At 56.9% G+C, this 11,712-nt stretch carries 7 protein-coding genes and 1 pseudogene; 2 read left to right on the forward strand and 6 right to left on the reverse strand.

Annotated elements, in window-relative coordinates:
- Positions 1-76: 76 nt before the first annotated feature.
- Positions 77-943, reverse strand: a complete 867-nt coding sequence (locus tag D3Y57_RS04920; RefSeq protein ID WP_239025745.1) for a cytochrome-c peroxidase — start codon at positions 941-943, stop codon at positions 77-79.
- A gap of 125 nt (positions 944-1,068) precedes the next feature.
- Positions 1,069-1,587 carry a homogentisate 1,2-dioxygenase gene (locus tag D3Y57_RS04925; protein WP_121152124.1) on the reverse strand — a complete coding sequence of 173 codons (519 nt, stop codon included), beginning with the start codon at positions 1,585-1,587 and terminating at the stop codon, positions 1,069-1,071.
- Positions 1,588-1,693: 106 nt separating this feature from the next.
- Here D3Y57_RS04925 and D3Y57_RS04930 point away from each other — a divergent pair, with 106 nt between their 5' ends.
- Positions 1,694-3,841, forward strand: coding sequence for a TonB-dependent receptor plug domain-containing protein (locus D3Y57_RS04930; protein WP_121151872.1), 2,148 nt, complete (start codon positions 1,694-1,696; stop codon positions 3,839-3,841).
- Between the two features lie 117 nt (positions 3,842-3,958).
- On the opposite strand, the pseudogene D3Y57_RS04935 reads toward D3Y57_RS04930, so the two are convergent.
- The 4 genes and pseudogenes from D3Y57_RS04935 to ppk2 all read right to left on the reverse strand — a co-directional run.
- Positions 3,959-4,170, reverse strand: a pseudogene (locus D3Y57_RS04935) (transposase); the annotation flags it as partial.
- 374 nt (positions 4,171-4,544) lie between these two features.
- Entirely contained in the window at positions 4,545-5,099 is a 555-nt protein-coding gene (locus D3Y57_RS04940; RefSeq protein WP_121151874.1) for a DUF1003 domain-containing protein, read from the reverse strand.
- A gap of 806 nt (positions 5,100-5,905) precedes the next feature.
- A complete protein-coding gene (locus D3Y57_RS04945) occupies positions 5,906-8,125 on the reverse strand; it encodes a TonB-dependent receptor (protein WP_430739001.1) in 2,220 nt (739 codons plus the stop codon).
- 565 nt (positions 8,126-8,690) lie between these two features.
- Positions 8,691-9,617 carry a polyphosphate kinase 2 gene (ppk2, locus tag D3Y57_RS04950; RefSeq protein ID WP_239025746.1) on the reverse strand — a complete coding sequence of 309 codons (927 nt, stop codon included), beginning with the start codon at positions 9,615-9,617 and terminating at the stop codon, positions 8,691-8,693.
- Positions 9,618-9,759: 142 nt separating this feature from the next.
- On the opposite strand from ppk2, the gene D3Y57_RS04955 reads away from it, so the two are divergent.
- Positions 9,760-11,370, forward strand: coding sequence for an inorganic phosphate transporter (locus tag D3Y57_RS04955; RefSeq protein ID WP_430738986.1), 1,611 nt, complete (start codon positions 9,760-9,762; stop codon positions 11,368-11,370).
- Positions 11,371-11,712 lie beyond the last annotated feature (342 nt).

The raw sequence follows: 11,712 nt of genomic DNA on the forward strand, positions 1-11,712 counted from the left end.
AGCTCTTGAAAACGATCATAAGAACCCGCCGAAGCTCGTTGCATGGAACTTCAATACTTTCCAGGTAGGGTAATTGTCATAGACGTTTACCACAGGCCTCGGTTGGCAGAGAAAAACGCTCATCCTTTACAAGACGGTAATCCGTCAGAGCGTTCATGAACGCGGATAAAGAGTCCATTTTCGATGCGGATAAAGTGGCCGTCCGGGGATGTCGACGCACGGCGTCCACCACCGTCTTTGCTGAGCCGTCGTGCAGATAAGGGCCGGTTAGCGCGACGTTCCTGAGGCTTGGCGTGCGGAAACGTCCGACATCGGCGAGGCGCCCCGTGATTTCGCCGAGACCCGGATCCGACGCCGAAGATGCGACCACCCTGTGGTATTTTCCATCACTCAGCAGCAGACCCGAATGACAAGCGCTGCAGTCGTGCGCAAAGAGCGAGGCCCCCCGCTGAGCATCTGGTGACAAAACGGCGCGATTGCCCCGTCGCCAGGCATCATATGGCGTATCGAGCGACACCAACGTCCGCTCGAACGCGGCCAGCGCCTTGGCGACCTGCGCAAAATCGATGGCTGTCTCGCCCGGAAAAGCACGCGCGAACATCGTGCGATAGCAGCTATCCTTGCCGAGACGACGAGCAATCTCATTCTCGTGTCCAGCCATGCCCATCTCGACCGGCTTCTTGCCGGTAATGGGTACCGCTGCCTGTCGTTCAAGCGATTGAATCTTCGGATTTCCCCACGTCAGCACCTTCATCCAGGCGACGTTGGCGAGTCCCGGTACATTGCGCCGACCGGGGTCGCCGTGCACCCCGCTGTGCGTTGCATTGCCGTCGGCAAAGGCGCGATGCTGCTCGTGGCATGTCGCACATGACATCGTGCCATCGATCGACAAATCGGCGTCGTAGAAAAGCCGCCGACCGAGTTCGGTTTTTTCTGCAGACATCGGGTTATCGTAAGGGACGTACGGCGGACGGACGTCTGCTGGCAAAACCCACTGCCACGATTGTGCTGTGGCTGCCATGAGCAGCGCCGCAGCCCCCAACAGAGCGAGGCGGGAGAAAGGACCGATCAGGGCAGCTTGGTGATTAACAGCGGAAGGTTTGCCGTGCCATTTCCGGCAATCTGCAAAACATAGTCGCCGGGCTGCAGCGTGAAATCGACCATCTTGCGAATGCCCGAACAATTGGGGCCATGACCATGACCGACCGACTCTAGAGACGTCGACCCTTTCAGTAGATCAAGCCAGGCACCCGATCCGATCGCAACCCGGTAGGTCCCAGGGCGATCGATAGTGAAGGCAATCAGGCCACCGTGACTGACAGATCCGCCCGGGTGTGCTGGGCGAACGGGATATGTTACCGCAGGTGTATCGGCTAGCGTGAGATTGACGGCGACCCCCGGTATTGCTCGCGCCGCCCCAAGCGATGCCGATGTCGTTGCGGCGATGAGTGGTTTTTTGTTTGGCCAGCTCGCCAATTCAGTCGGGATTGGCTGCGCATCCGCGGGGCAAAGCGGGGTCATTGGCACGGTCTGCGCCACTGCCGGTATCGCAGCCAACATCACAAACGCGAGTGTGAGGGTTTTCATGAATTGGTCATCCACTAGTAGGTCTATATCTGATGGTATACAGACTATCATCTCCGTCATATAGGCCGCGCGATACGCAAACAATGCATCGCAAATAAGGGGTTATATGCGCACGATCCTTCTCGCCACCGCAGCCGTTGTACTGTCTCCCGCACTGGCTTTTGCTGAGGACGCCACCCCCGCTGCGGGCGCGACCGCGCGTGCCGATGATGGCACAGCTTTTGGTTTGGGGCAGATTGTCGTCACGGCAACGCGTCCCGAGGGTATCGCAATCGGTGGCAACATACTTGGGCAAGAGGCAATCTATAGTTTCGACCGGGCCAGCCTCGACGAAGCTGCCAGCCTGATACCCGGTGTCACTTCTGGAAATAGCGGTGGATCACGCAATGAGCGGCTGATCTTCGTGCGCGGATTCAATCGGTTTCAGGTGCCACTGACGGTCGATGGCATTCGCGTCTATCTGCCCGCCGACAACCGGCTCGATTACGGGCGCTTTCTCACTCCCGACATTGCCGAGATCCAGGTGGCCAAGGGCTATGTGTCGGTTCTGAACGGTCCCGACGGGATGGGCGGCGCGGTCAATCTTGTCACGCGCAAGCCGACCAAAGACCTTGAGATCGAGGTCCGCGCTACGTTGAACCTTGGTCATGACGCCGAATATGCCGGTTACAATGTATTCGGGCTGGTCGGTACAAAGCATGATCAATGGTATGCGCAGGTCAGCTATGCCCGCAATTTCCAGGATCATTGGGACGTAGCCGAGGGCTTCAAACCGACCTCGATCGAAAATGGCGGCCACCGCGATCTGTCGCGCATCGAGGACTGGCGCGTGAACGCCAAGCTCGGCTTCACGCCTAACACTACCGACGAATATTCGATCAGCTACACCCGACAGGAAGGCACCAAACTCGCGCCGCTTCACATCACCGATCCGATTGCCGCACAACGCTATTGGACTTGGCCCGCGTGGAATCTCGACAGCATTTATTTCCTGTCGACGACTGCGCTGGGCGACTTCGCGACGCTGAAGACGCGTATCTACAGGAACACATTTTACAACCTACTCAGTTCGTTCAGCACGGCAGCCGAAAATACCCAGGCGACGCCAAAGGCCTTCAACAGTCCCTATCATGACAACGCGTTCGGCGGTTCTGCTGAGCTGGCACTCGACGTCTCGGCAATTGATCGCTTCACGTTTGCCGCCCAGTATCGCCGCGACGAGCACAATGAATCGCAGCAAAGCTTTTCGGCCACGACACTTCCCAACGGAACGACCGAGCCGAACCAGCGCGACCTTGAGGATACCTACAGTCTCGCCGCCGAAAATCGCCTGACGATAACACCCGACCTGACCTTCACCGCGGGCGTCGGCTACGACTGGCGCAACCTGATCAAGGCCGAGGAATATGGCGCACCGCTGGGCACAAACCCCAACACGACGCCAAGCACGCTTTACTCGTACCCGCTGAAGAACAGCAGTGCATGGAGCGCGCAGGGACAATTTGTCTGGCAGGCCGATGATGCGACCAGCCTGCACGTCAGTATCTCGTCACGCGCGCGCTTTCCCACGATTTTCGAACGTTTCAGCCAGAAGTTCGGGACCTCGATCCCAAACCCCGACCTGCGTCCTGAACGCGCGACTAACTACGAGATTGGCGGCGGCCGTGTCTTTGGTCCAGTGCGTGCTGAGGGGGCGGTCTTCTACAGTCACATCGACGATGCGATCGTTTCCTTCCCCACGCTTGCCTATAGCTGCACTGGCAGCGTCGCGGCGCCAACGACCGGTGCCTGTCCGCAGGTCAGTCTCGTTCAGAGCCGCAATCTTAGTGATGGCAACTACTATGGGGTTGAATTTTCGCTGTCCGCGCAGATCAGTTCGGCGATTCTCGTCGGTGGAAATTACACCTATACGCACCGCAAGCTAAACGACCCATCGAACGCAGCCTTCCGCCCAATCGACGTGCCCACGCACAAGGCATTCTTATATGCCGATGTCGCTCCGGTGTCCCGCCTGCACATCATCCCGAGCTTGGAAATTGCGTCGGAACGCTGGACCGTCACCGACGTGGCACCGATCGTCTATTATCGCACCGGTTCCTATATGAACGGTGGATTACGCGTTGACCTGGCGGTGTTAGACAAGGTCACAGTCGGGGTCGGCGTGAAGAACCTGTTCGACGACAATTACAGCCTGGTCGATGGCTTTCCGGAGCCCGGCCGCAGTTTCTTTGCGAGCCTTCGCGCAAAGTATTAAATGCGGATATCATACGCTTTTGGGGTGATAGGCTACTCTCGCTTAGGCGCGCATGACATGATCCCAATCCTGTTTTATCCACAAGTACGATGACATTTTGAACGGGTTGTTCGATACCCGCAACTCCGAAAACCATCGATAAACTGCACGCCAGGGCGGAAAGCTGTCGGACAGAAACCGCCATGGGCAGCCAGTCCGCAGCACATAGGAAATCGCCTCGACAATTTGGCGCATCGACCAGCGACGCCGTCGGCCACGGGGTCGGGGCGGCGGCCATACGGCTCGATCAGTTGCCACTCCGCATCTGTAAGATCACTTACATAGCGCAGGTTCGTGCGGCCATGCGGCGCTCGGGCGGGCGGGGGTCACATCGGTTCTTTTAGATCAGGTGTCGCAATCCTCTGGAATCATACCGGAGCCCGATCGCCCAGCCTCGTGACACCGCCGTTTCGAGACAGCCTCTAAGCTAAGCTAAGCTAAGCTAAGCTAAGCTAAGCTAAGCTAAGCTAAGCTAAGCTAAGCTAAGGCGAGCGCGACGAAGTGCGCTTGATGGGAACGGATTATGGGTGCAGGCGGCATCGATCCTTCCGGCGGTGGCGCGCATCGGCCCAGTAGCGACGGTGGCAATACGGGCACACGTCATCACATCAACCGATATCACGGAAATTGCAGCGCGAATGTGTCGCTGAATGTCAGTCCGCAACTAGGCTAGGGGCTCGGCTGCAGCGGGCGGGCTGCATATGCCAGAACGATTCAGGAGGTCAGTCAAATCCTGCACGGCCTTGGTAAGATAGATAACCTCAGTTTCGCGCAGTGCGTCGAGTTTCTGGTGAAGGGACTCGATTTCGAGTTCGGCCTTGACGTTGATCTGGTGGTCGGTTGCCGCTGCCAGCCGGTCGATGTCCTGCTGCCGGTTCTGGCTCATCATGATGAAGGGCGCTGCATAGGCAGCTTGAAATGAAAGCGCGAGATTGAGCAGGATAAATGGGTAAGGATCCCATTGTTTGATATAGGCGGTTACGTTTAGGATGATCCAAAAGAGCAGTATTGACGATTGAATGATGATAAATCGCCACGATCCCATTGCGGAGGCGACCTTGTCGGCAATACGCTGCCCCATGGTCAAAGCAGGCGCGGGGCGTGTTTCCCTGTCCGTGCCGAACGTGGCTCTCAACGCGCGCCTTGCTTCACGCAACTCTTTGAGAAGTCTGTCCTCCTTTTGATGAATCAGTCTTCCAGTCTCAGACGCGTTTTTCATCAGTCGGACTTTCAGTCATTAGGTCATAGAAGGTCGGCATTAAGATGGCGGACAACACGAGCCAACAGATACGATAAATCAGCTGTCACGATCGTCTCTCCCAAATGAAAACTCTTTAACCTGCCGGTCGGTTCAGGTTCATTTGGTCCACCACGCTACCCTCTCAAGCGGTGTCATTCCGTGTCATAATTATCTGTTTTATACCGGCCGATCCGGTACGCCCAACGTAAGCTAATCCCGTCAGTTCACCTCTCTCGTAAACGGCCATAGAGGTGCCCCCCGTCAATGCAGGCGCTCTATAGCCTCTAAATCCTGTTGTACCTCTGACAGCACCGATACGAGATCGGTTTGCGCCGGCACTAGAAATAAGGAGTCATACGGAAGTCCATCCGTTCGCGAGTGCGACGGGCGCCTAATCGGACAGCTCCCAAGCCTGGATAAGGCCGAAGCGTTGGCTCTCGTGAGTCCCGATCTCCCGCTCGCCAATCCATAGTTTAAGGTGGCGATCTAAGCGCCCGAAAATGCTGGTGCGTTCGCTACGGTTCCCTCCGGTACGCTCGTGCACCACACTCTGATGAGGGGATTGCGGTCGCCGAGGACATATAATCCGTTCCCAGCTTTTGGCTTCCTTCAGTTGTGGGTGGCGTCTCTCATCATCTCCATTTGACCCCTTTGATGCCGTCTAGTGCAAGTAACGGGGGATTTAATAACGCTTCCAGCGCGATGTCGCTTTCAATAGCGCGGAGCCTTCCCCGGGATGAGGAAACTTCTTCGCGAAGCTGGCATGCCTGACATCGACCAGGCCTTCAAAACTCATATCGCACATTGGCGAAAATACGCCGGGGCGGATTGTAATAGGCTTCGACAAAACCAAACGAGCCACGAGAGTCAAAACCCTCCTTGATAACTTGTCGGTTCGTCAGATTCTGGGCTTCCACTCCGAAGGACATTCCATTGTCGACCTTGAAATTGATACTGGCATTCAAGATAACATTGGGCCGCGCCTCCAGAAGCGAGGTATTCTGCACGTCGACGAATTGACGGTCCTGATATGCACCGTCGATGCGTAATGACGCGCCGACGTGCGGACTCAATGGTGCCGTGGCCGTGGCGCCGAGGCTGGCTGACCATGGCGGCGTGTGCTTGAGCTTCAAATTGCTGTAGTCGAGAACATTGCCGGCGGCGTCGTGTGAGAAATATTGCTGATAGCGGGCATTGAGATAGCCGACCGAGCCATCGAACGTAAGCCAGTTGTTCGCGCGCAGGCGGCTCTCGAATTCGAAACCCCAAATCCGTGCCCGTCCTGCGTTTTCCGTGCGTGCGACAATCCCGGTCGGTAGGGGGAACTGAACGACCACCTGCATATCTCGGTACTGATTGTAGAACCCGCTGATGTTGATCCGCAGCTTGCGTGAGAACAGGTCGGACTTGATGCCCGCTTCATAGCTCGTCAGTTTCTCGGGATCGAACCCGCCAATGGCCTCGGCCGATGTAGGGCGCCCATTGAATCCGCCGCTGCGGAACCCTTGCGAAACGAGGGCGTAAAGAAGCACATCGGAATCGATCTTGTAGTTGAGTGTGACCTTGGGCGAGAAATTGTGCCAAGTGTTTTGCAGATGATACCCTGGAATACCGGGTATTAAAGGAACATCAGCAAAAATGCGGCGCGCGGTTTGATCGAAGTCCTTGTGTTCCCAAGTGTATCGACCGCCGATGTCGAGCGACAATGCATTGGAAAGTTCGACCGTCGCGCTCCCGAACGCGGCAAGGTTCTTGGTGGTTTGAATCTGGTCGAAATCGATGTTGAAATCCAACGCCGCAGCTAGCGCCGGATCGAAGCCGGCTGCGATCAGCTGTGGATAGAGGCCATATGCTGTGACCAGCAGCGTCTGCTGATGGGCGCGCTCATAGAATCCGTAAAGGCCCAGCAGGGTCTTGACACGCCCACCGAACAGTTCGTGAGATACTTGAAATTCTTGTGAATATTGCGTGCTGTTTATGTGCTGCCGGTCGCCAGCAAAATTGACTGCTGATGCATCACCATCCCGTGCAAACGTCACGACACTGTTCCGTATCGCCGAAATGGACTTTACATGACCGCCGAGCGCCGAAAAATCCATCGTCAGGCTGCCGTCAACGCCATCGGCATTATCAATATTGAGCAGATTCGAGGTGCCGGTCCGCTTGATGCTCGCTGGAACGGTGCAACAGGGCGTCACGAAGGTGGAGAACAGCCCCGAGAAGAAGGTCGGCTCGAACGCAATCATGCTGTGCGCCGCAGAGTTCTGGCGCTGGTGGAGGCCGTCTACACTCAGGACAGCATCAAAATCGCCGGGATGCCAGCGAAGCGCCGCCCGGCCTCCGAGCTGATTCTGATTTCCCAGCGTGCCGCCCGTGTCGAGATGCTGCCAGCCGTCGGCGCGCCGACCCAGCACCGACACGATGTAGGAAAGATCCTGGCTCAGGCTGCCGTCATACGACGCCCGGCCCTGAAGGGACGCGTAGCTGCCTGCCTGAACGTCAACCTTGCCATGGTCCGACCCGGTCGGCTTCTGTAGCACGATGTTGATCGCCCCGCCGATCGTGTTCTTGCCGAATAGCGATCCCTGCGGCCCCCGCAGGACTTCGATACGGTCGATCCCGAGCAGAGAAGTCATCGCCCCGAACGGGCGCGCCTGGTAGACGCCGTCGACGAAGACCGCCACCGCGGGATCCGACGTTATGATGTAATCATATTCACCGACGCCCCGGATATAGGCTGATATCTGGCTGGACGTTCCCCCGGTGCCCGGCGTGAAATTGAGGTTCGGCGTACTCTGCTGAATATCAACGACCGACTGATAGCCACGCGCATCGAGACTCGCGCCTGAAAAGGCGGTGACCGACACGGGCACATCCTGCAATTTTTCTTCGCGCTTGCGCGCCGTCACGATGATGTCGCCGCTTGCAACGTCCTGTGACGTGGCATTTGTTTCTGGAAGGTCCGTCGTCATCGCAGTGGATTGGCCCCATGCGGCCGCCGGCACCGCAGCAAGGATGAGCAGACTGGTGCCGCACAATCCCAGTCGGCGTACCGTTATTTTGCGAGACATTTTGACCATCGATTCCCCCCGTATGTGCGCGCCTCTTGGGGCGTCTAATTTTGCGTATATATATAATCATTTTTCTGCGCAATAGATTGATTATCGCCGCAACTCATCATATTTTGCGGCATTGTATGTGCATCTCTGTGCGTCCCTTCGGCAATAAGCGGCAGCGCTATTGCGATTGCCAAAGGCGCGGTCGAACGCAGAGCGATAGGCTCGAGCAGTCAGGCGCGCATCGTTTGGACCGATAGATGATCGCGACATCGGATCCGGCTCCACTGGCCGCCTTTGCTCCCAGCTATTGGATGTTTCACGGCTGCTCTCTTCGTAATCGGCGTTGCGGCGTTGACGTTCACCAGCCTGCCATGGTTGCGGAGCACTGCATGACGGATGAAGCGATTTCGCTATGGCAAGCTTCACGGGCCGTTCTGGTGCCGCTTGTCGAAAGGACCGGCGACAATATGACAGGTATAGCGGTCTGTTGTAGCCCCAGTGAGTACCGGGCTTAAAATCGATCCGGTACATGCATCTCGGCGGGAACCGAGTGCCGGATATAATCGTCGTGGCGAACGCGCTCGGGCAATGTCACGGCAGACTTTGGAACATCCTCATACGGAATTTGATCGAGCAGATGCGCAATGCAATTCAGGCGCGCCTTTTTCTTATCGACGGCCTCGACCACCCACCAAGGTGCCTCAGGGACATGCGTCCGTTCAAGCATTTCCTCCTTGGCTTGTGTGTAAGCTTCCCAGCGGCTGCGTGACTCGACATCCATCGGCGACAGTTTCCACTGTTTTAGCGGATCATGAATTCGCATGTTGAAGCGGAACTGCTGTTCTTCGTCGGTGATCGAAAACCAATATTTGATAAGGATGACGCCAGAACGAACCAGCATCCGTTCAAATTCGGGTGCCGACCGGAAAAACTCCTCGCACTCAGTTTCGGTGCAGAACCCCATGACGCGTTCGACACCCGCACGGTTGTACCAGCTACGGTCGAACAGGACGATCTCACCCGCTGCAGGTAGGTGCGCGGCATAACGCTGGAAATACCATTGCGTCCGCTCGCGCTCGTTGGGGGCAGGTAGCGCGGCAACCCGACAAACCCGTGGGTTCAAGCGCTGGGTAATGCGCTTGATCGCACCGCCTTTACCTGCCGAATCGCGGCCTTCGAACACGACAACGACTTTCAGCCCCTTATGCTGAACCCAGTCCTGCAAGCGCACGAGTTCATGTTGGAGTCGGAAAAGCTCCTTGAAGTAAGTCCGCCGTTCAATTTGTTCGCGCTCTGGATGATCTAGCACGTCGACAAGCAGATTATCGAGCCGCGACTCGTCGATTTCCATCTCCAGTTCTTCATCGAAACTGTCGGCTAGTTCCTGCTTGATACGCTCCATATGGGCGGCAGAATCGTAATCGAACGTAAACGCCATGCCAGAAATCCTACTATTGTATGCCGATAATGGAGTGAAACCGTGACGTACGTGTGACAATCGTCCCCAATAACTGGGTGGCTGTCACTTTAGTTTCACATGCAGAAGTTAGGCGCAGATTAATCGTTTCAGGGGAATCCATTTGACTTTGATCGCCATCGACGCAGGCGCATCGCCCAAGCGGCCGAATTTCGACAACGGTTCGGGAAAGATGGGACTAATTGTCTTCGTCGGCCTTTTGATCGTCGGTGTCGTGTTTGCGGCGTTCAGTGTTTCGAGTGACATCGCCGCAAGCCACACCGGCACTGTCGCAATCGGAGCCTATTTCCTGCTCGGGCTCGCATTGCTGATCGCGCTCGGCTTTGAATTCGTGAACGGATTTCATGACACGGCCAACGCGGTCGCAACCGTGATCTACACCAACGCCCTGCCACCGACGGTTGCCGTCCTGTGGTCCGGGCTGTGGAATTTTCTCGGCGTATTGGTGTCGTCGGGTGCCGTTGCGTTCGGTATCATCTCGCTTCTACCGGTCGAATTGATCCTGCAGGTCAGCGGCGGCACCGGCTTTGCGATGGTCTTTGCATTGTTGATTGCGGCGATCATCTGGAACCTCGGAACCTGGTGGCTGGGTTTGCCGTCCTCATCCTCGCACACGTTGATCGGGTCGATCATCGGTGTCGGCCTCGCCAATCAGCTCATGCGTCTGTCGAGCGGAACATCGGGCGTCGACTGGGGCAAAGCCAAGGACATCGGTTCGTCGCTCCTGCTCTCACCGTTGTTGGGTTTTGCCTGTGCCGCCATCCTGATGGTTGTGCTCAAGACCCTTGTGAAAGCGCCTGCGTTGTACAAGGAGCCGGTCGGTAACAAACCGCCGCCTCTGTTGATCCGCGGCCTCCTGGTTTTGACCTGCACGCTCGTTTCGTTCTTCCATGGTTCGAACGACGGTCAAAAGGGTATGGGCCTCATCATGCTCATCCTGATTGGCACGGTGCCGACGGCTTATGCACTCAACCGCGCGATGCCGCAGACCGAAGTGGCGCATTTTATCGCCATTGCTCATCAGGCCGATGCGGCACTCATCGCCAGCGGGCATGGCGTTGCCGCACCTGCCGATGCGCGCGGTGCCGTTACCGCCTATGTCCAGTCGCATACTTTGACCCCGACAACGCTGCCCGCGATCGCCGCTCTTTCCGCCTCGATTGGCGATCAGGTCCAGCGTTACGGCAATCTGGCAGCCGTTCCAGCGGGTTCGACGGCCAACGTGCGTAACGATATGTACCTGGCGTCCGAAGCATTGCGCGTCCTCGATAAATCGAGGACGGTGCCCTTCTCCGATGCACAGGCGGCTTCGCTCAAGGATTTCCGCAAATCGCTTGATGCTTCGACGAAGTTCATTCCAAACTGGGTGAAGGTTACCGTCGCCATCGCATTAGGTCTCGGCACAATGGTTGGCTGGAAGCGGATCGTGATTACAGTCGGTGAAAAGATTGGCAAAACACACCTGACCTACGCACAGGGTGCCTCGGCAGAAATCGTGGCTGCGGCAATGATCGGCGCAGCGGACGGTTTCGGCCTGCCGGTATCGACCACCCACGTCCTGTCGTCAGGTGTTGCGGGAACGATGACGGCGAATGGTTCCGGCCTGCAATGGGGGACGCTGCGCAATATGCTGACCGCATGGGTGCTGACGTTGCCGGTTTCGATCCTGCTGTCCGGCACGCTGTTCTTTGTCTTCAGCAGGGTCTTCGGATAATTGTTCCTCTATCACAGACGATGACGGCCATCGACGTTGCGCGACCCTGGCTGATTTGGGGATATGATTTAATTAGGGTCGCGCATGAGTTGTTGGGTTCGATTGATCTTCATGCGCGGGCTTTGGTGTTAAATGGTGCGCTTGCAGGCGTGTTGTCGGAGCGTTGACTCTCTCCGGTATAAAAGGAGTATAGAACAAACCAAGAACTTATGAGTCGTCCCAGCCCTTCAGTCGCCGCGTTGCGAAGCCCTTTTGCTCTCGTCCAGCAGACCGATCTCTCGTGCGCCGGCTTTGCTGCACCCCCGGTTGCCCTGGGAGTGGCGGATGTGGATGCGCGACTTG

This window comes from Sphingomonas paeninsulae, from assembly GCF_003660165.1.
Classification (GTDB): Bacteria; Pseudomonadota; Alphaproteobacteria; order Sphingomonadales; family Sphingomonadaceae; genus Sphingomonas_O; species Sphingomonas_O paeninsulae.